General features: G+C 41.5%; 20 protein-coding genes. 6 read left to right on the top strand and 14 right to left on the bottom strand.

Annotated features, from left to right (window positions below):
- Positions 1-64: 64 nt before the first annotated feature.
- Together purN and purM are read right to left on the bottom strand one after the other, a co-directional pair.
- Entirely contained in the window at positions 65-694 is a 630-nt protein-coding gene (gene purN, locus ABJ384_RS09935; protein WP_349927058.1) for a phosphoribosylglycinamide formyltransferase, read from the bottom strand.
- A gap of 9 nt (positions 695-703) precedes the next feature.
- Positions 704-1,771, bottom strand: a complete 1,068-nt coding sequence (gene purM / locus ABJ384_RS09930; protein WP_086196193.1) for a phosphoribosylformylglycinamidine cyclo-ligase — start codon at positions 1,769-1,771, stop codon at positions 704-706.
- Positions 1,772-1,905: 134 nt separating this feature from the next.
- On the opposite strand from purM, the gene cxpE reads away from it, so the two are divergent.
- From cxpE to ABJ384_RS09910, 4 genes are all read left to right on the top strand, one after another.
- Positions 1,906-3,120, top strand: a complete 1,215-nt coding sequence (cxpE, locus tag ABJ384_RS09925) for a chloramphenicol efflux transporter CxpE (protein WP_349927056.1) — start codon at positions 1,906-1,908, stop codon at positions 3,118-3,120.
- Positions 3,121-3,135: 15 nt separating this feature from the next.
- Positions 3,136-3,840 (top strand): DnaA regulatory inactivator Hda, encoded by a 705-nt coding sequence (gene hda / locus ABJ384_RS09920; RefSeq protein WP_086196191.1) that lies wholly within the window; start codon positions 3,136-3,138, stop codon positions 3,838-3,840.
- A 118-nt stretch (positions 3,841-3,958) separates the two neighbouring features.
- Positions 3,959-5,761: a rhombotarget A gene (gene rbtA, locus ABJ384_RS09915; protein WP_349927055.1), complete on the top strand. Its 1,803-nt coding sequence runs from the start codon at positions 3,959-3,961 to the stop codon at positions 5,759-5,761.
- Between the two features lie 18 nt (positions 5,762-5,779).
- On the top strand, positions 5,780-8,197 hold the full coding sequence (locus tag ABJ384_RS09910) for a CSLREA domain-containing protein (protein WP_349927053.1): 2,418 nt from the start codon (positions 5,780-5,782) through the stop codon (positions 8,195-8,197).
- Between the two features lie 61 nt (positions 8,198-8,258).
- On the opposite strand, the gene ABJ384_RS09905 is transcribed toward ABJ384_RS09910, so the two are convergent.
- From ABJ384_RS09905 to ABJ384_RS09885, 5 genes are all read right to left on the bottom strand, one after another.
- Complete coding sequence (locus tag ABJ384_RS09905) at positions 8,259-8,663, bottom strand: DUF3106 domain-containing protein (protein WP_086196188.1); 405 nt, start codon at positions 8,661-8,663, stop codon at positions 8,259-8,261.
- Positions 8,653-8,973 (bottom strand): hypothetical protein, encoded by a 321-nt coding sequence (locus tag ABJ384_RS09900; protein ID WP_086196187.1) that lies wholly within the window; start codon positions 8,971-8,973, stop codon positions 8,653-8,655. Before ABJ384_RS09900 ends, ABJ384_RS09905 begins: the two co-directional genes overlap by 11 nt.
- Entirely contained in the window at positions 8,970-9,584 is a 615-nt protein-coding gene (locus tag ABJ384_RS09895; RefSeq protein ID WP_349929735.1) for an RNA polymerase sigma factor, read from the bottom strand. The genes ABJ384_RS09900 and ABJ384_RS09895 overlap by 4 nt, the downstream gene beginning before the upstream one ends.
- 166 nt (positions 9,585-9,750) lie before the next feature.
- Entirely contained in the window at positions 9,751-10,527 is a 777-nt protein-coding gene (locus ABJ384_RS09890; RefSeq protein WP_166167274.1) for an RNA methyltransferase, read from the bottom strand.
- Between the two features lie 56 nt (positions 10,528-10,583).
- Complete coding sequence (locus ABJ384_RS09885; RefSeq protein ID WP_180081487.1) at positions 10,584-11,558, bottom strand: class 1 fructose-bisphosphatase; 975 nt, start codon at positions 11,556-11,558, stop codon at positions 10,584-10,586.
- Between the two features lie 186 nt (positions 11,559-11,744).
- Here ABJ384_RS09885 and ABJ384_RS09880 point away from each other — a divergent pair, with 186 nt between their 5' ends.
- The gene (locus ABJ384_RS09880) at positions 11,745-11,939 is read left to right on the top strand and encodes an NF038105 family protein (protein ID WP_086196183.1); all 195 of its coding nucleotides are present in this window, start codon (positions 11,745-11,747) and stop codon (positions 11,937-11,939) included.
- A gap of 40 nt (positions 11,940-11,979) precedes the next feature.
- Here ABJ384_RS09880 and pal read toward each other — a convergent pair whose 3' ends face one another.
- The 7 genes from pal to ABJ384_RS09845 all read right to left on the bottom strand — a co-directional run bounded on the left by pal (position 11,980) and on the right by ABJ384_RS09845 (position 18,586).
- Positions 11,980-12,549 carry a peptidoglycan-associated lipoprotein Pal gene (gene pal / locus ABJ384_RS09875; RefSeq protein WP_166167268.1) on the bottom strand — a complete coding sequence of 190 codons (570 nt, stop codon included), beginning with the start codon at positions 12,547-12,549 and terminating at the stop codon, positions 11,980-11,982.
- 56 nt (positions 12,550-12,605) lie between these two features.
- On the bottom strand, positions 12,606-13,889 hold the full coding sequence (gene tolB / locus ABJ384_RS09870) for a Tol-Pal system beta propeller repeat protein TolB (RefSeq protein ID WP_349929734.1): 1,284 nt from the start codon (positions 13,887-13,889) through the stop codon (positions 12,606-12,608).
- Between the two features lie 206 nt (positions 13,890-14,095).
- A complete protein-coding gene (gene tolA / locus ABJ384_RS09865) occupies positions 14,096-15,409 on the bottom strand; it encodes a cell envelope integrity protein TolA (protein WP_349927050.1) in 1,314 nt (437 codons plus the stop codon).
- Between the two features lie 3 nt (positions 15,410-15,412).
- Positions 15,413-15,862 (bottom strand): protein TolR, encoded by a 450-nt coding sequence (gene tolR / locus ABJ384_RS09860; protein WP_180042207.1) that lies wholly within the window; start codon positions 15,860-15,862, stop codon positions 15,413-15,415.
- Positions 15,862-16,560 carry a protein TolQ gene (gene tolQ / locus ABJ384_RS09855; RefSeq protein ID WP_086196178.1) on the bottom strand — a complete coding sequence of 233 codons (699 nt, stop codon included), beginning with the start codon at positions 16,558-16,560 and terminating at the stop codon, positions 15,862-15,864. The genes tolR and tolQ overlap by 1 nt, the downstream gene beginning before the upstream one ends.
- Positions 16,561-16,585: 25 nt before the next feature.
- Positions 16,586-16,996: a tol-pal system-associated acyl-CoA thioesterase gene (gene ybgC / locus ABJ384_RS09850; protein ID WP_086196177.1), complete on the bottom strand. Its 411-nt coding sequence runs from the start codon at positions 16,994-16,996 to the stop codon at positions 16,586-16,588.
- A gap of 240 nt (positions 16,997-17,236) precedes the next feature.
- Positions 17,237-18,586, bottom strand: coding sequence for an amidohydrolase (locus ABJ384_RS09845; protein WP_180042299.1), 1,350 nt, complete (start codon positions 18,584-18,586; stop codon positions 17,237-17,239).
- A 309-nt stretch (positions 18,587-18,895) separates the two neighbouring features.
- Here ABJ384_RS09845 and ABJ384_RS09840 point away from each other — a divergent pair, with 309 nt between their 5' ends.
- On the top strand, positions 18,896-19,477 hold the full coding sequence (locus ABJ384_RS09840; RefSeq protein WP_180081481.1) for a hypothetical protein: 582 nt from the start codon (positions 18,896-18,898) through the stop codon (positions 19,475-19,477).
- Positions 19,478-19,507: the final 30 nt, after the last annotated feature.

The following is a 19,507-nucleotide window of genomic DNA, read 5'->3' as shown; positions in this document are numbered from 1 at the left end:
CTTGTTAAAAAATAAAGCAATAAAAAACGCATCCTCGGATGCGTTTTTTATACGTTAATATTCTTTAAAACTTGCAGAATTGCACCGGCTCTTTCATTGTCTGACCTCGATACAATACACCCTGTTCAGTATGCTGAATGGTTCCATTACAGATCCATTCCACCACTTGCGGGTAAATGACATGTTCAAGTACATGCACACGGTTGGCAAGACTGCTAACGTTGTCATGCAGATTCACTTTCAACACACCTTGAGCCAAAGCCTGACCTGCATCCAGTTCGGCAGTGACATAGTGAACCGTACAGCCATGCAGTACATCACCGGTGTTAAGTACACGTTGATGGGTATGCATGCCTTTGTAGTACGGCAGCAGGGAAGGGTGAATGTTGAGCATTTTCCCTTCCCAGGCTTTGACAAATTTGGCACTCAGGATGCGCATAAAGCCTGCAAGTATCACCAAATCAACATCCCAATCAAGCAATTGCTGATGCATGACATCATCAAAGGCTTCACGGTTAGGATATTGCTTGTGTTCAATAACGCTAGTTTGAATGCCCGCTTTTGCAGCACGTTCTAAAGCATATGCTTCAGGTTTGTTGGAAATGACCCCGACAATTTGACCTGAGAGATTGGCATCAATCAGGGCCTGCAGGTTACTTCCACTCCCTGAAACAAGGACAGCAATTTTAATCATGCGAAGTACTTATGCAAAAACTACACGGATTTTTTCGTCTGCACCTTCAACAGATTCAGCATTGTCGACGATATGACCCATGGTCCATGCTTTTTCGCCAAGCTGGTTTAGCAACTCAACAGTTTTGTCAGCATCTGCTGCATCAACAGCAAGTACCATACCTACGCCACAGTTGAATGTGCGGTACATTTCAAATTGTTCAACACCACCTTCTTTTTGAAGAAGTTTGAACAGTTCCGGCCATTGCCAAGAAGATTCATTAATCACTGCTTGAGCACCGTTTGGAAGTACGCGAGGTAAGTTACCTGGCAAACCGCCACCCGTGATGTGTGCCATCGCGTGAACATCAACCTGTTTAAGCAATTCAAGAATTGGCTTCACATAAATACGTGTTGGTTCCATTGCAGCATCTGCAAGTGGACGACCGTCAACAATTTGAGTGAGGTCAACATTTTTCACGTCTAGAATTTTACGAAGAAGAGAGTAACCATTTGAATGTGCACCTGAAGATGCAACACCCACTAAAACATCACCCGCTTTAACTTTAGAGCCATCAATAATTTTGCTTTGCTCAACTACACCTACGCAGAAACCAGCAAGGTCATAGTCTTCGCCTTCATACATGCCTGGCATTTCAGCAGTTTCACCGCCTACAAGTGCACAGCCCGCAAGCTCACAACCCGCACCAATACCTGTTACTACATTTGCTGCAACATCAACATTCAAGTGACCTGTTGCATAGTAATCGAGGAAGAATAATGGTTCTGCACCACATACAAGAAGATCGTTGACACACATTGCTACCAGGTCCTGACCAATCGTGTCATGACGGTTCAAATTCAATGCCAAACGTAATTTTGTACCAACACCATCTGTGCCAGATACGAGAACAGGTTCTTCATAACCTTTAGGGATTTTACAAAGTGCGCCAAAGCCGCCTAGTCCGCCCATGACTTCAGGACGAGAAGTACGTTTTGCGACAGATTTGATACGATCGACGAGTAAGTCGCCCGCTTCAATGTCGACACCCGCATCTTTATAGCTTAAACCAGTGTTAGGGGAAGTTGAGTTGCTCATAATGAAGTCTCCGCATTCGCGCCGCGATTATACCCGAATATACGAAACTCTTATGTTATTTATGCGCTAAAATGCTATCTTTATTAAAATATTTTACTGTCTAGAACAAATAAACCGAAAAAAGGCGAGTTTCTATGGTCGATCGCACTTCACGACGCATTTTTATACTTGCAGCAATCGCATTTATCCTTTGGGTTCTGTATCTGCTTAAACCTGTAGTATTACCCTTCATCGGGGCATTTTTAATTGCCTATCTGTTTAGTCCTTTAGTAGATAAGTTACATCGTATCGGTTTGCCGCGCTGGGTGTCGATTAGTGTGGTGTTTATAGGGATTGGGGTCGTATTGACTTGGGCAATGTGGTATCTGGTTCCACTGGTCTGGAAACAGCTAATGTATGCCAAAACCAGTATTCCTGCAGGGATGCACTGGGTCAACTATACTTTCCTGCCCTGGTTGTCGCATACATTTAATCTGGTGCCGATGGAAATAGACACCGAGCAGATGTCCTCGGTCATTATGGATTACATTCAAACCAATTACAGTGCAGACAGTATTCAGGCAGTCGTGCTGAAGGTTGCCCAGTCTGGTCTGAATTTTATTCAAATTGGTGGAACAATAATATTAATTCCGATTATTGCTTTCTATTTCCTGCTGGATTGGGAGCGCATGCTGGACAGTTTCCGTAGATTGATTCCGCGTCCTTATGAAAAGGCAACTTTGAATATTGTCAGTGAATGTCACAGTGTTTTAGGTGCTTTTGTTAAAGGTCAATTTTTGGTGATGTTTTTGTTGGGTGTGGTCTATGCAGTGGGTTTGCAAATGATTGGGCTTGAAGTCGGTCTGATTATCGGCATGATTGCAGGTTTGTCCAGTATTATTCCTTATCTGGGTTTTGCGGTGGGAATCATTGCCGCTGTAATCGCCACACTATTTCAATTTGGTCTGGACTGGACCCATCTTGCCTTGGTGGTTGTGGTTTTCATGGTGGGGCAGATGGTAGAAGGTTATATTCTGCAACCTTTCCTCTTAGGTGATAAAATTGGTTTATCACCAGTTGCTGTAGTGTTTGCCGTATTGGCAGGTGCCCAGCTGGCTGGCTTCCTGGGAATGCTGATTGCCTTGCCTGTAGCCGCCGTCATTGTCGTACTGCTACGTCATGCACGAGAGTATTATGAAAAGAGCCGTGTTTACGGGCACCCTCAAGTGGTGATAGAGAACACTGATATAGGATCGGTTTCAATTGAAAGCGAACAGATTGATATTGAAGTCAAAAATCATCCTGCAAAAAATCTGCAAGAGACTGAAAAATCTAGTAAGATTGAATCGATAGATAATAAAGAACCTTAAGGTTAAAACTCATATATGCGTCAACTGCAACTCGATATTGAACCTCAACTGGACGCCAGAATTAGCGATTTTTCTGGGCCGGGATGGGGGCATGTGATCGATGCAGTTAGACAACTCCATGCCGGTTTAATGAACCGCTTTTATGTCTATGGTGGTGCAGGATCTGGCAAGAGTCATTTGCTTTCTGCTATTTGTGATTCCTATCTGGAAATTGGCAAGTCTGCAATTCAGGTTTCACTGCTTGAATTGCTGGATGCACCGACTGAAGCGATTAGCTCATTAGATCAATATGATCTGGTTGCACTGGATGATATCGAAGCGATCAGCGGTGTTCCACATTGGCAAAAAGCAGTTTTTCATTTAATTAATTACAATAATGAAGGTGGTGGACAGCTGGTTTTTTCTTCCCGTATGGCCCCGATTGAATTGAAACTTGAACTTCCGGATTTACAGTCCCGCCTGACTCAGGCAGTCAGTGTCAAGGTACCCTCAGGGAGTTTATATGCTGACCGTTATGCATTGGTGAACTCGGTGTTATCGCGTCGGGGAATTCATATTGACCAGCAGATTATTGATTATTTATTGGCTCATGGGCCTCATCAGACTTCGGTTTTACTGCAAACTTTGGAACAGCTTATTCAGCTATTAAAAGGTGAGAAAACTAAGATTAGTCATGCGAATTTAAGACAAATTTATGCCTTAATCGATGAATATCGGTAAAAAATAAAAAATCTTGAGTAATTACTCAAGCTGTGACAAAGTACAGGAAAATAATTCGATGTTGCAGGGATGTTGCAACTAAAGAATAAAAAAAATTAAAGAATATAAGGAGAGTAATATGCTCAAGCGGAGCATAGGTATAGGGATGTTATGCTTTGCAGGACATGCTTATAGTGCAGATATTATCGTAAATACGACTGAAGATACTAAAAAAGATGACAAGGAATGCTCATTACGTGAAGCAATAGAATACGTTAATTTGGGGTTGCCGAAAGAAGGTTTTTATGGCTGTGGAGGAGAAAACTCTACCTCGACTATTCTGCTAGATAAATTAAAAGTCTATACGCTGACAAGTAAAATTAATATTACATCAGCACTTAATTTGAAAACTTATTATGAAACCAATGTTAGTGACACAGCTGTTGCCGGTTTAAATAACGCCATTATTCGTATGACAGGCCAAGATCAGGTTTTTAATATTAATGATAATGCCAAAGAACGCATTATAGTAAACATACAAGAAGTCAGTTTTGAAGGTTGTCAAAAGAGTGTCTGTGCCGATCGCGGCGGTATTTTATATAATAATGAAAACTTGGTCTTAAAGTATGTAAAACTCACGGGAGGAATAGCGCGTTTAGGAGGAGCTATTTATAACGTAGGTGAGAATACCGATGCCGATGTATATAGTAGCCGTGTATCGATTAGCAACAGTCTGATTGAAAATAACGAAGCGATGAGTGGTGGTATTTTATACAGTCAACGTCCAAATTTCACCATCACGAATGTTGTTTTTAAAAATAATAAAACCACTTCGGGCACTGCCAACATTTTTAGTGAAAAGAATATTCTAGACCCCTCTAAACTGACCTTTCCTTCTAAGATAAATATGATTACCAACAGTACCTTTGTGAATAACACAGGCTATGTTGTTAATATTCGGGATGGAATAGGCTTAAATAATCTGACTATTGTTGCAAATACTGCAGGTGTGCAGTTTGAAGCACCAAATGCTCAAGGCTATATGGCTAACAGTATTGTGATTGGTAATCCAAATGGAACAAATAATAATTGCCAATTTAGTAGTGATGATAAAAGTATTTTGCAAAATAACTTGGTTACTTCTGAATGTAGAAGTGATGATGCCAATTATCCGAATGAATTTTGGACTGGCAATAAACTTTTTGCAGGAGACAGTAGCGAGGGCAGTTGTAAATCACTCATTGCAGACCAAGAAGCCTTACTTTGTCCTTATGCAACAGCAAAAGATACCTTTTTAGGATATATACGGCCACGTATTTTACTTAGTGCGAATAACATGTTTGACACGCTCATTTTAAATAAAGGGCGAGTTGATTCAGATACTGAGCATGTTCAGGTGATCTGTGAAGGATTAGATCAGCGCGATAAGAGCAGAACCACTGATAACAGCTGGTGTGACCGCGGTGCTATTGAGATTATTGTACCCACGACCATTGCACGTATTGGTCAGGACTTAAAAGTAGGTGAAATAGCGAAAATCAATATCTTGCAATACTTGGGTGACAGTGACTTATATCCGAAAGAAAAATGTGAAGCACTATTGGGCAAACATCCCAATGGTGAACAATGGCAAGATGGCTGTGTATATGTTGATCAAACCTTAACGGAGAGCAAAGGTTCACTGACTTTAGATATTGATGGCAATTTAGTTTACACGCCAAATGGTAGTTGGCGCGGTGCAGATATTTTTGAACTGCATGTCGTTACATCTTCTACGCGTTTTAATGAAAATAAAAAATATCTGGTGCTTAGTGCAAATATGGTGCAAGAGCAAAGTAATGCTATGGATAGCAAGAGCGTCAAAACATCAGGTGGTGCATTTGGGCTATTGAATGTATTGGCTTTATTAGGTCTGATTAGTCTGCGTCATTATAAGAAATAAAAAAGTAGGAAAAAAGTAATGCACAATTATAAAAAAGGATTGCTCTGCATTATGGTTTTATCTGCTATGTCATTAATGGCAGCGGAGGATAAAACCATTAAGGTCACGACGTTTGCAGACGAAAATGGTGAAAACAGTAATGCATGTTCATTGCGTGAAGCAATCATTACTGCGAAAAAAAATATAGGTTATGGGGGGTGTACAGCTGGAAATACGCTTAATGGTGTAGCAGATAAAATTCAATTAGATGCCGGTACATATAAATTAAGTTCAGAACTCGTGCCGGAATCGGCTTTGGTGATTAGTGGCGTTTCACGTTTTAACTATGATGAAAAAGATAAACTGACGCAAAAATATCCTGCATTTGAACAGATCAAAACTATTATTAGCGGTGAAAATCGTTCAAGAATTTTTAATACTAGTATTAGTGAAACCAGTCTAACGCTGAATGATATTCAACTTGAAAAAGGTTATGCTGAAAATGGTCGGGGCGGGGCATTATTACTCGGTGGAGCTTTAAGCTTCAATAAGGGTGCAATTCTAAACTCGAAGGCGGATATTGCAGGGGGTGCAATTTATAATATTGCGCAAGATATTGAAAAAGAAGTCAAGATAAGTAACAGCTTAATTCAAGGGAATCAGGCCAATAAAGGCAGTGTTATTGCAATGGATTGTTACGGCAATCTAGGAGATACCAAACCTGCGGTGACCATTGCTCAAAGCAGTATTATTCAGAATGGTTCAATCGCCAGTGCGAGTGCATTAGATTTTTGTGGTGTTGCAAAGGTAAATTTATCTGCGAATACGATTGCACAAAATATAGCAAACTCAAGTAGCGGTAGTATTTTACGGGCAGTGAGTGAGGGTTTAGATCGTTTTAGTCCTTATTCAACTTTAACCGCCATTAGTAATACGATCGTAGAAAATTCAGCATACAGCACCTTTTTATATGATCAATCGGGCAGCAAAGTTTTCGCATTCAATATTCTGGCTTTTAATAATTCGGATAAATCCTGTCGTTATAACTCGGATAATGGTGTTCCGAGTGAAAAAATGATTTTTGTTGCAAGCAATAATGCCTTGAACTTGGCATCAGGAACAGATCAATGTGTGTTACCTAAAATTACTTTAGAGTCCACGGTTGAAAGTTCGAAAAATTTAGATGTCTCTAGCACCAGTTTTTCTAGCTTACTGTCTAAGATGACGGAATCATCAGCCTATAATATGTTCTTGCCTTTATATTATCCAAGAGATAATCAAAGTGCGGCAGATTTAATTGATGTCAATCGTTCAGGTTGTAGTGATTATGATCAACGCGGTTTAAGCCGTTTTTTAGATACGGTTTTACAACTTGAACCAAGCAAAAAGAATAGTTGCGATATCGGTTCGGTTGAACGTATGAATTTATCCGCTATAGATATTACAGATTTAAAAAATAGCTCGATTATTAGTTTACTGGAATTTTATCAGTCCAATATTGATGAACTTAAGGCATTAATTGACGAAGGAGTTAAAAACTCAACCGGAATCAATGATTTCAAAGAGGAATTAGCTCAATACGAAAATCTGTTGAAATATACCAAGCAGCACCAAAAATACCGTGCAATTTATTTTGACCCATTTGTACTGGCGATTCCAGCAGAAGAGCGGGTAAGTGATACATTAGGTGAAGATTATCGCATCAAGAGTTTAAATGCCGATAACTATACTGTTGAGGTTGAGCCTTATGGCATTGGTACACTCACCGTAACCGATGGTAATGCTGTGCTAAAAGGTGAACTAGATGACTTAAAATGCGAATGGAATGCAGATTTCAAACAGATCATGATCTATCGTACAAGTGGTGAATTGCTTAATACTGCTGATTATGCCTATTGTAAATACACACTTAAAGAAAAGGGTGGTGAAGCCAAGCAGTCTTCAGGTATTTTACAGGCAAGCTTTGTAAATATTACTCCTGTTGCAAAGGATGATATTTATTCTATTAGTTCAAGTTCTAATCTGGAAGTAACCGTTAATCCTTTGGAAAATGACCATGATAATGGTGACGGCCTGACTTCTACTGTAGCTGCAGCAAAACCGGCATTTTACCAAAATAAACAAGGGCAAGAGATTCCAATCCAAATTGAGAAGTTACCAGCTGGGTTGACTATGACGGCAGAACGCCAGGGTCCTTGTCCGGGTACTGATGCCAGTAATATATGTTATGGTGGAAAATTGCATTTTGCAGTTAAGAATAATCTCAGTCAATTCGATTATCCTGTGACTTATAAAATATATGATGCTGAGGGATTGGGATCAAATACTGCCACTATTTATCTGAACAACACTGCCAAAAATACCAATTCATCATCGAGTGGTGGTGGATCATTTGGAGTATATGGTGTATTTGCTATTCTAGGTTTAACTTTATATCGACGTTATCGAATGAAATAATCAAAAAGCCGCTGACTTCAGCGGCTTTATTGATTTTAATTTTTTAAATATAATCAAATAATTAATGATTTTTAGTCGTTTGTGGGAAATATTTACTGATATATTCTTCGCGAATGAGCGGGCGCTCTTCAGGTGTCGCTTTTTGCATACGAATACCCAATTCTTTACGTTCTTGGCTGCTCATTTTCTGCCAGGTTTCACGCATTTTCTGTTTTTCTTGTTCTGGAAGTTGGGTAAACCAATCCATACGCTGCTGTAAAGTAGTGCCTTGTGCTTCGGGTAATTCTTTGAGCGATTGGTAACGTTGAATGAGTGCACGTTGTTCACTATCGGATAATGTTTCCCAGGTTTCTGCAACTTGTGTATCAGCATCTTTGGAAAAAATCCAAAAACGTTCGAAACCAGCAAAACTGGTTTGTAAAAATCCGAGTGCACAAAAAGCAAAGGCTAATTTTTTAGCTGCCATGTGGAACCTTATCCTCACCTAAAACCATTAACATTTCCAAATCTTCAACCATTTGAGGAGATAGTTTTGGGGTCACTACCACTTGATTTTGCGGTTTTTCTGACATTTCAAAGGAGTTTGGCAATACCACGAATCCTGCAATTGCGGCGGCAAGAGCAAAACCTGACATTTTCCAAAGCCCATAACGGGATGTTTCTCGTGCTTGAATTTCTTCAATGACATGATTCATCACCACAGGTTTGGCTTTGTGATGTTGTGCGAGCCCATCGAGTTTGGAAGTAACTTGTTTTAAGAAATCATCTTGTTTCATTCGGATGACCCTCCACGATATGGATTCAAATGTGCTAAAGAAGCTTTGAGGCCTTGAATAGCACGGTGATAATGGGTTTTTACACTCCCTTCACTGCACTGCATGATTTGTGCAGTTGTGTGTGTATCAAAACCTTCCCAAGCACGAAGCATAAAAGCTTGCTGCTGGCGAACAGGAAGCTGAGCGATGGCTTCTTTGATTTCTTCGGCAGTCACGGCTTGATTAAGAAAATCGAATGGACTAGGAGTAGTCTCATCGACAATATCATTTAACTCAAGATCGTCATCATCCAGACGGACTTTCTTGAAAAAAGAAAAAGGTTGCACCCGACGAGCTTCTTTTCTGCGCCAGTCTTGCAGTTTATGGTTTAAGATGGTGTAAAACAGGGGATACCATTCATCAGTCGATTTATCAGCATAAGCTTTGTGCAAGGAAATAAATGCTTCCTGTACCAAATCCATCGCGATACCTTGTTGACCTTGAGTCGCACTTTCCATCATGACCAAGGCACGTCCAGTCACATCCTGCATAAAAGTCTTCAGGCGTTGTTCAGCCGTACTCTTCAGAGTACTTAAATTTTCTGACTGAGACTGTTTTGGTGCTGAATCCATAGAGATGGAAAATCCTGTCATTGGATACCCACCATTATTTCCAATTTCATAGTTATATAACGTTGAAAATAATGGTTTGGTTGACAAAAATAATATTATTTTTCTAGTGTAGTCTATTTTTTAACATCCATCAGTGATGTTTAAAATAAAGTAACGAAAGATCAGTTTATAAACGCTGACGAACCATTTCGAAGAAACAGACTGAACCCGCAATAGCAACATTCAGGGATTCTTGTCCGCCGGGCTGGGGTATGGAAACGGCTTGTGCATGTGCAAGGGCGTACTCAGAAACCCCTTGACCTTCGTTGCCTAAAATCCAGACACAGGATTGGGTCAAATCTTTCGTATACAAGCTTTCTGATTCATGTGAACTGGTTACATATACCGGAATCTTGAATTGAGACAAAATATCTTCCAGTGTCACATTTTCATAAGTATGCAAGGAGAAATGTGCACCCATTCCGGCACGCAGTACTCGTGGTGACCAAAGCGAAGCTGAACCTTTGGTGCAGACAATTTGTCGAATACCGGCAGCAGCAGCGGAGCGGAGTAAAGTACCGACATTGCCTGGGTCCTGAATATTTTCCAGAATTAAGGTGTCTGCCGTGAAATCTAAAGCATGGCGGGAAGTGGGTAAATCGACGATGGCAAGACAAGCCAGTGTGGTGCCCAGCGTACTTAAATCTTTATACAGGGATTCACCAATGACAAAGACTGCACCTTGGTATTGCTCGGCAATACGGTCAAAATCAGGATGGCTTAAAGCCTGTTCGGTGGTAAAAATAGATTTGATTTTTCTATCTTCAGCTAACCAGGCCAGACACAAATGGGTGCCTTCAAGTACGGTTTGACCTTGTTTTTTGCGATATGAATTCTGCTCAATTAAGCCACGCAAGTGTTTAATTTTGGGATTATCTTTTGATTCTAGAAAAATAGTCGGCATGGGAGAATAAATCCACGGAAGCAAGTTATGAGGACTTACTTCCGCTATAAGAAAAATTAATTATGATAGCCAGTTACGAGGTCAACTTCGTTTTTAGAACCAATCACTACAGGTACACGTTGGTGAAGTTCAGTCGGCTGGATGTCCAGAATACGTACGCGACCAGTGGTAGATGCACCACCTGCCTGTTCCATCAGCATACTCATTGGGTTTGCTTCATACATTAAACGTAGACGACCGGCTTTTTTCGGATCTTTAGTGTCATATGGGTACATAAAGATACCGCTACGGCAAAGAATACGGTGAATATCACCCACCATACACGCCACCCAACGCATGTTAAAGTCTTTTTCACGCGGGCCTGTTTTTCCTGCAAGCAATTCATCAATATAACGTTTTACCGGTGCTTCCCAGTGACGTTGATTCGATGCGTTGATGGCATATTCTTTAGTATCGGCAGCAACCTGAATATTTTCAGAAGTCATTAAAAATTCTTTGCTTTCAGGGTCGAAAGTAAAGAATACTACCCCAGCACCTACAGTTAGCGCCATCATGGTGGATGGGCCATAAAGCACGTAACCTGCAGCAGCCTGGCTTGTGCCGGCTTGCATAAAGTCTTCAGCTTTGGTCACTGCATTTTTAGCAGGCAAAATAGAGAAAATGGTCCCGACACACATGTTGATATCGATATTGCTGGAACCATCGAGAGGATCAAACAATACCAGATACTTGCCGTTTTCTTGTGCAGGAGTGAATTCGTCTAATTCTTCAGAAGCCAGACCACCCACATGTGGATGAACTTTTAAAGCATTAATTAAATAATCATTTGAAATTACATCAAGTTTCTTTTGTTCTTCACCCTGAACGTTTTCGTGTTGTGCACTACCTAAAACACCAGCCAAAGCACCTTTTTGCAATAATTGATCGATGTCTTTACATGTATTGCCAATTGTTTCAATAACTTGAGCCAATTCAGGTGTAAGATTCCCGTTTTGTTGTTGTAAATATTGGGAAAGGGTGAGGTATGACATGACAGGAAAGCTCCAATTAGAAAATGATAAAAAATTATCAAATGAATATGGGCAGCTATTTTAGATGAGAACGCGGCAAAAGAACAATTAAACTCGACTATTTGTCGCGATTTTACTCTTGTAAGTTCTGTGGAAAATGCTATGTTGAGGTCTATAGGTTATGGAAAACGTGATAGGAGCATAATTATGACAACGCAAAAGTTTGATGCGACTCCAACGCCAAATGAAGCTATGAGTTTAGATGATATTTCTGCCGAAAAAGTGAAAGAGGCGTGGAAAGCATATGAAGCTAAACCTGAATACAAAAAATTCAACAAGCATGATCTGATTGAATCCATGCAGCATCCGCAAGAAGCATCTCAGGCATCTGAGAAAGCTTAAAAAAAGCGCTCAAATTTGAGCGCTTTTTTTATGGTAACCCTTATTTTAATAAAGGCGGAACGGCTTCGTAGTTGATTTCTACGCGGCGGTTTTCTTTCCATGCATTTTCGTCATGACCTGGATTAATCGGCATTTCCTTGCCATAGCTTACGGCTTCCAACTGAGTTGCAGCTACACCGTTAGTCAGCAAGAAGCTTTCCACTGCCTTGGCACGACGTTCGCCTAAAGCCATGTTGTATTCACGGGTACCACGTTCATCGGTATGACCTGTCAAAGCAACTTTTGAGTTGGCATTGGCTACAAGAAACTGGGCATGTGCCTGAAGGGTTTGATAGTCCTCATTTGAAAGTTCACTGCTGTCATAGTCAAAGTGAACCACACGCTTGGCCAAGAATGCCTTGTTCGCAGCAGTCACACCTTTAGATGACGCACCTGCCAGGTTTTGTGCATTTAAGGCTGCATCTTCACTTAGACCTTCAGTACTGACGGTAGTGGCCCCGCTCGGATTTTGTCCTGCCTGAATTTCAGCAGCAGGCTTGCGGCTGGCACATCCAGTCATCACCAATGCTGTAGCAAGAACAGGAAGGACCAATAATTGAATTGCTTTCATCTGTATCTCCATGATTATCATTACTTTAGATTAATAAAATTAATTCGCTTGTATTGTTATTTAGGGGCCCAAGCCGGTTCACGAACCTCGCCCTGTTCACTTGGCAGGTTCATGCGGAAACGACCATCCAGTGACATGATAGACAATAAACCACGGTTTCCTTCACGGGTTGCATAGACCACCATTTGACCATTTGGAGAGAAACTTGGTGACTCATCCAGGCTGGTCGGGGTAAGAATGTTGGTAATACCGGTGTTGATGTCCTGAATGGCCACTTTATAGTTGCTACCACTTGGACGATGGACCAGAGCAATTTTTTTGCCATCTGTACTTAAGGTACCACGGGCATTAAATGCGCCACGGAAGGTTAGACGCTTACTTGTGCTATTGGCAAAATTATAGCTATAAATCTGTGCTGAACCACCGCGGTCAGAGGTGAAAATAAAGGATTTACCATCTGGAGCATAACGTGCTTCGGTATCAATGGCACTGTCATTGGTCATACGCTGTAGTTCACGCGTATCCAGGTTCATTTGATATATTTCAGGATTGCCATGCATGGAAGCTGTAAATAGCATGCTCTTGCCATCCGGTGAGAAACTTGGCGCACCATTCAGTCCACGGAAGCTGGCCAGTTTTTCACGGTTTCCTGTAGCCAAGTCCTGTACATAAATGGCCGGACGTTTAGTTTCAAATGAAACATAAGCAATTTTTTTTGCGTCTGGGGTCCAGGCCGGTGACAGGATAGGATCACGGGAAGTCAGAATGGTTCTCGGCTGCTCACCATCGGTATCGGCAATTTGCAGGGTATAGCGTTGTTCCGGTGTTGCTGGGTTACGCAGTACATAGGCGATACGACCGCTGAAATCACCTGGAATGCCGGTCAATGCCTGGTAAATGGCATCACTGATCATATGACCAGCTTGACGAATACGTGAAGCCGGTACAGTCAATAATTCATTTAATAGGTATTGCTGTTTTTCTATGTCATAGAGCTGATAATGAACTTCAAAACTGCCATTATCGGTAGTTTTTACCGTACCGGTTACCACATAAGGTACACCGGCAGCTTTCCAAGCCTCTGTATTTGGATTATTCATGCTTGCAGTGGCAGGAAGATTTTTGGAAGCGCTGGAAAATTTACCGGAACGGTTCAGGTCATTTTCGACGATTGGGTAAATACTTTGATCATTATTAAATGGAATAATGGCAATTTTTGGCGCTTCTTCAGGTGCCTTGGCAATCTCCAGATGTAATTGAGCATAGGATTGCGTGGCTAATACCGGGCTTAAAGCGGCCAAAATGGTTAGGCAAAGTAGATGTTTACGCGTCATTTCCATCATCTGCTACGTACTCTAAAAAATATAAATTATTGTGAATCTGCTTGTGTCACATAATGGCATGATTTTGAGTGATTGAAAGCCCATCATAATGACTAAACTGTTATAAGACTGTGAAAAGTGAATAAAATTTTGGCTGTTTTATCGACTGTCCAGTTTAAATGCCAAAAAAAGCCACATCAACCAGAATTTGATGTGGCTTCTAGTTATCTCGCCGTAAAGCTTGAAGTAAAGGTTCTTGCTTCACGTCGTGCATCGGGATCTGAAGGCATTGGATAAGGTGCAGCTGCCCGAACAGCAGCTTCTACACTGGCTTTCATGTCAGGGTCGCTCGAGTTGACAATCACCGACTGAACCGAACCGCTATCACTTAAAGTGACTCTGGCAGTGGCTTTTTGACCTGATGAGCCACTTGGGATGTCCCATGCACGTTTGATTTTATTTTCAAAATCACGTTTTGCTGTTGAGGCAATTTTCTTGGCTTCAGCCTTTTTGGTTGCAGCTTCTTCCGCTGCCTGTTTGGCGGCTGATGCTTTGGCTTCTTCCACGGCACGTTCACGTGCTTCCGCATCCGCTTTAGCTTTATTTGCAGCATCGGCTTTAGCTTTTGCAGCGATATCCGCTTTAGCTTTATTTGCAGCATCGGCTTTAGCTTTTGCAGCGGCATCAGCCTTGGCTTTATTTGCAGCATCGGCTTTAGCTTTTGCAGCGGCATCAGCTTTAGCTTTATTTGCAGCATCGGCTTTTGCTTTTGCGGCGGTATCGACCTTGGCTTTATTCGCAGCGTCGGTTTTTGCCTTATTAGCAGCATCTGCTTTAGCTTTTACAGCAGCGTCCGCTTTGACTTTGTTAGCTGCATCTGCTTTGGCTTTTACGGCTGCTTCAGCACGCTGTTTATCAGCTTCCGCTTTTCTTAATGCATCCGCTTTTACTTTTTCTGCTTTTGCACGTTCAGCCTGATCTGCTTTACGTTTGGCATCTGCTTCCACTTTTGCATCGGCATCAGCCTTGGCTTTATTTGCAGCATCGGCTTTGGCTTTCTCGGCAGCATTTGCCTGAGCTTTTGCAGTAGCCTCAGCTTGGGCTTTTAATTTATTTGCTTCGGTAACTTTGGCATTTTCAGCAGCTTGCTGTTCAGCTTTTTGCATCGCTTCAGCAGCAGCCTTCGCTTGCTGTGCAGCCTTCGCTTGCTGTGCAGCTTTATTGCTATCAGGTTTTGCTGGTGTTGGAACAGGTGGTGCAACTGGAATCACAGGAGCAGGTTCAACACTTGGTTCAGCCGTTTGGGTGATTTGTTCAGCGACATTTTTATCTGCTGTTTCATCAAACTCTGTGACTTCAGCTGTGACAGGTTTTAAATCTTCAGGTTTAACTAAAATGGTAGTGATCTTTTTGGGAGGCTCAGGTGGTTGACTCATGCCCAGATAAAGCAAGCCAACCACTGCAATAACATGCACCCCAAGGGTGAAGCCAATCGCAACTGCATTTTGTTTAAAAGGCGGCTTTTTAAAATCTTTCATAAATTATTTTAATGGCTCAGTCAGTAAACCCACTTGAGTTAATCCTGCATCCTGTAAGGCAGACATGAGTTTCATGACTTCACCATAAGGACGAGATTCACTGCCGTTAATCAGTACACTCATTTGTTTTTTCTGTGCTGAAGCTTCACGTTGTGACTCAGTCAGTACAGCTTTTAATTCATCGAGTGTGAGTACATCATTATTATGTGATTTATCTTCAAGTTTAATGGTGCCATCTGTTTCAAGCGTGACAATGGCAGGGCGGTCTTCGGCCTGTATGGGTGTACCATTTGCTTGAGGCAAATCAACTTTTACACCAGTCGTAATCATGGGTGCAGTGACCATAAAAATCACCAACAGCACCAGCATCACGTCGATATAAGGGACAACATTCATGTCACTTTTTAATGGTTTTTTAATACGCTCAAAGCGTCCGGAACGTTGAATTGCCATCAGTCATTTTCCTGTGTAGAACCCACAGTTTGACGTTGTAACAGCGCCACCATTTCTTCAGCAAATAAAGCGCGGTCTGAATAAACTGCTTCACCTTTTGCGGTGTAATGGTTAAAGGCCAAAACAGCAGGAATGGCTGCAAACAGACCAATTGCAGTGGCGATTAACGCTTCGGCAATACCTGGAGCTACGGTTGCCAGCGTAACCTGATCGACCTCTGCCAGACCAATAAAGGCATTCATGATGCCCCAAACCGTACCAAACAGTCCGACATAAGGCGCAACTGAACCAATGCTTGCCAGCGCACCCAAACCTTGTTCAAGATGTCCCTGATCACGGCTAAGACCCACACGCAGGATACGTTCAGTACTTTCAATACTTTGCTGGGCAGGCGCATTGCGTTTTTTAAGTTTGAAAAATTCACCCAAGCCATGATAGAAAATATCTTCCAGACCGACACGTTTGGAATTGAGCTGGGCATTGTTATACAGGGTATTTAATTCAGCCCCCGACCAGAAGATTTTTTGAAAGTGTTGATCTTCGGCCTGGGCTTTTTTATAACTCATATGTAACTTGGCAATCAGATACCAACTATATAATGATGCCAGAAGTAGCAGCAGCATTACCAGTTGAACCACAGGACTTGCTTGTAAAATAAGATCTGATACGTGTAGCGAAGATTCTAGTTGTGTTGCCATAGTTACAATGTGCCAATAAATTTTTTTAGTCTTGTCCTAACTCTTTGAGAATTAGTGTACGGATTTCCTCAGGAAGTCGGGTTGGACGCATACCATCTACGCTGATACATGCCAATTCGACTTCACCAGAGGCAAGCATGATTTCACCACGATAAATATTCTGTTGCAATACAAATGATGTCGCTTTACACGAAACTACACTCGCGGTAACAGTAATCAGGTCATCCATCAGGATAGGGCGTGAATATTTCACGTTAATTTTATGAACGACAAAGTTGTAATCTTTTTGGTGCCAGTAGTGATCTACGCCTGAAGCACGTAGCCATTCGGTACGGGTACGTTCCATAAAACGAATATGGTTTGCATGATAGACAATGCCACCGGCATCGGTGTCTTCAATATATACACGAATGTTGAATTCGAATTTATTCGCCATGATTGTGTCCCATTTTTCAATTCAGTTTTATGGTTTTAGCTGTGCTTTTAGCGGTTTAAAAAAACTGTGAAAATGACGGTTTTTTTGCCAAGAGTCAAGCTGTGTAACGCGTGGCAGTTTATCATTATGAGAATTGAGTCCAATGGCACAAGGTTTCAAATGAAATTTATTCTGTATTCAATCTGCAAAACCTGTAAATACGAAAAGTGAGCAAAGGATGCTCACTTTTTTTAAACGTACTTATTTTTTTGTGGTTTGTCTCTTTTTCCAGTCGGCCTGTACCTGTTCGGCAACTTTTGGATAATCCAGAATAAAACGCACATGGCTTTCTACCCCGGTTTTTAAAGTCTTATTATCGACAATAAATAACGGGTTATGGTTAGGTGCGGCTTTGGTCATGTCCTGATCGGCAGGAGTTGCCCCCACAAAGACAAACAAGGATGGCATCAGCTGACCATAATAGGCAAAATCTTCGCTGGCACTGGCATTGTTGTCCAATACATGCAGTTTATCTTCGCCATTCACCTGAGCCAGCGTGGGTTGCATCAGTTTGGTTAAGGTTTTGTCATTGGTCGTAACAGGCGCGTAGGGTGCAATTTCCACTTTTGCTGTGACCTGATTGGCAGCGGCATTATGTTCTAGCATGTTCGGTAAAGTTTTTAAAATGCTCTGGCGAACATCTTCACTGTTAGAACGAATGGTACCCACCATATTCACCTGATCGGGAATGACATTACCCGTTGTTCCCCCGTGAATACTACCAATGCTGACTACGCCCATGCCTTTGGTCAAATCTGCATTACGACTAATCAAACTTTGCATGTTGTTGATCATTTGCGACGAAGCATAGATTGGATCGCGACCCAGCCAGGGCATGGAACCATGTACCTGCTTGCCGTTGACCTGAATGCGTAAATGATCCGCACTGTTCAGAATGGCACCATCTTTATAGGAGATATTACCGCTTGGCATACCTGCCATTACGTGCATACCAAAAATAACTTCCGGTTTGGGATTGTTCAATGCACCATCGGCAATCATTTTACGTGAACCGATCAAATGACCTTGAGTAAAATTATCAATATCAGCACCGCCTTCTTCAGCCGGTTGGAAAACAAATACCACAGTACCTGCAATTTTATCTTTATTGGCTGCTAAGGCCTTGGCTGCACCCAGTAACATCGCGGTATGAGCATCATGACCACAGCCGTGCATGACATCGGTTTCTTTGCCCTGATAAATGGCTTTGACTTTACTGGCATAAGGAAGTCCAGTTTTTTCTTCAATCGGAAGGGCATCCATGTCGGCACGTAATGCCATCACTGGACCCGGTTTAGCTCCTTTAAGTACCCCGATGACACCGGTTTTGGCATAGCCTTTACGCACTTCTATCCCATAAGATTTTAACTCTTTTTGTACCAGCTCGGAGGTTTTGAATTCCATATTGCCCAGTTCGGGATTTTGATGAATATGCTGTCGAAGCTGAATGGTATGGGCTTCTACATTTTTAACGGAATCATCAATCCAGTCTGCAAGGCTCAGCTGGCTGCAAAGAAAAAGTGGAAGACAAAGGGAGATCTGCTTGTATATGTCCATATATTACCGAATCCTTAAAGGTTGAGATCATTTCAGTGAATCCATAGCATTGCATAATGAAGGAAATTTAGACAAAACTATTTGAGTGCCCTTAATATACTTTTAAGGTATATTTGTTGTTAGTTGCTGGAATACAAAGGTTTTATATGGACTTCGAGACTATAAATACTTTGCGATTTATGTGAAATTAGCTTTTATCAATTTTGTTTATCCCTCTTAATTTTCGGATCTGTGACCCAACAATTTTATTTGATTCAATCCATTATTAGGGCATTACAACACTGCATGACATTCGAGTTTAAAATGAGTCGCTTTTTGAAATATATAATTATTTTTGCCTTGGGGTTTGCACTGTGGAATTACTGGCTGAAACCGGATAAAGGTATTTCAGAGGCTGCTGATTATCAGTCTGCTCAAGGAATTCATCAGTTTGATGGCTATAGGATGAAAAATCTGGAAGCGTATGCTGGCGAGTTTCGGGTTTTATCCAGAGAAGACTATAGTTTTGGACGAGAGGCGGAACTTAGTCCAGTTGATTTTGCTTTGGGATGGGGTAGCATGACCAATCCTGCTGTTTATAAACAGTTATCGATCAGTCAGAGTAATCGCTGGTATTACTGGCGTTATGAAAATGCACCGCCCATACCCGTCAATGAAATTTCAACGCACAGTGCCAATACACACTTGATCCCTGCATCGAAACAGATTGCAAAGCAGCTCAAAGCTATTGATCAAGATGATTTGATTTATTTAAAAGGACAACTGGTTGAGGTCACGGCTGCTGATGGCTGGACTTGGCGTAGTTCTTTAAGTCGTGAAGATACTGGTAATGGTGCTTGTGAGTTGATGCTGGTGGAAGAGGTGAGGGTGATTTCTAAGTCTTAAGTCTTTTATTTTTGATTAAATATTAAATTA

The sequence above is a fragment of the Acinetobacter sp. A1-4-2 genome (assembly GCF_040233925.1).
Classification (GTDB): Bacteria; Pseudomonadota; Gammaproteobacteria; order Pseudomonadales; family Moraxellaceae; genus Acinetobacter.
This window is presented reverse-complemented; position numbering and strand designations above follow the sequence as displayed.

What these genes read in the sequence shown, in the direction of transcription:
- purN (WP_349927058.1), bottom strand. Translation starts at nt 694, where the DNA reads ATGATTAAAATTGCTGTCCTTGTTTCAGGGAGTGGAAGTAACCTGCAG.
- purM (WP_086196193.1), bottom strand. Translation starts at nt 1,771, where the DNA reads ATGAGCAACTCAACTTCCCCTAACACTGGTTTAAGCTATAAAGATGCG.
- cxpE (WP_349927056.1), top strand. Translation starts at nt 1,906, where the DNA reads ATGGTCGATCGCACTTCACGACGCATTTTTATACTTGCAGCAATCGCA.
- hda (WP_086196191.1), top strand. Translation starts at nt 3,136, where the DNA reads ATGCGTCAACTGCAACTCGATATTGAACCTCAACTGGACGCCAGAATT.
- rbtA (WP_349927055.1), top strand. Translation starts at nt 3,959, where the DNA reads ATGCTCAAGCGGAGCATAGGTATAGGGATGTTATGCTTTGCAGGACAT.
- ABJ384_RS09910 (WP_349927053.1), top strand. Translation starts at nt 5,780, where the DNA reads ATGCACAATTATAAAAAAGGATTGCTCTGCATTATGGTTTTATCTGCT.
- ABJ384_RS09905 (WP_086196188.1), bottom strand. Translation starts at nt 8,663, where the DNA reads ATGGCAGCTAAAAAATTAGCCTTTGCTTTTTGTGCACTCGGATTTTTA.
- ABJ384_RS09900 (WP_086196187.1), bottom strand. Translation starts at nt 8,973, where the DNA reads ATGAAACAAGATGATTTCTTAAAACAAGTTACTTCCAAACTCGATGGG.
- ABJ384_RS09895 (WP_349929735.1), bottom strand. Translation starts at nt 9,584, where the DNA reads ATGGATTCAGCACCAAAACAGTCTCAGTCAGAAAATTTAAGTACTCTG.
- ABJ384_RS09890 (WP_166167274.1), bottom strand. Translation starts at nt 10,527, where the DNA reads ATGCCGACTATTTTTCTAGAATCAAAAGATAATCCCAAAATTAAACAC.
- ABJ384_RS09885 (WP_180081487.1), bottom strand. Translation starts at nt 11,558, where the DNA reads ATGTCATACCTCACCCTTTCCCAATATTTACAACAACAAAACGGGAAT.
- ABJ384_RS09880 (WP_086196183.1), top strand. Translation starts at nt 11,745, where the DNA reads ATGACAACGCAAAAGTTTGATGCGACTCCAACGCCAAATGAAGCTATG.
- pal (WP_166167268.1), bottom strand. Translation starts at nt 12,549, where the DNA reads ATGAAAGCAATTCAATTATTGGTCCTTCCTGTTCTTGCTACAGCATTG.
- tolB (WP_349929734.1), bottom strand. Translation starts at nt 13,889, where the DNA reads ATGGAAATGACGCGTAAACATCTACTTTGCCTAACCATTTTGGCCGCT.
- tolA (WP_349927050.1), bottom strand. Translation starts at nt 15,409, where the DNA reads ATGAAAGATTTTAAAAAGCCGCCTTTTAAACAAAATGCAGTTGCGATT.
- tolR (WP_180042207.1), bottom strand. Translation starts at nt 15,862, where the DNA reads ATGGCAATTCAACGTTCCGGACGCTTTGAGCGTATTAAAAAACCATTA.
- tolQ (WP_086196178.1), bottom strand. Translation starts at nt 16,560, where the DNA reads ATGGCAACACAACTAGAATCTTCGCTACACGTATCAGATCTTATTTTA.
- ybgC (WP_086196177.1), bottom strand. Translation starts at nt 16,996, where the DNA reads ATGGCGAATAAATTCGAATTCAACATTCGTGTATATATTGAAGACACC.
- ABJ384_RS09840 (WP_180081481.1), top strand. Translation starts at nt 18,896, where the DNA reads ATGAGTCGCTTTTTGAAATATATAATTATTTTTGCCTTGGGGTTTGCA.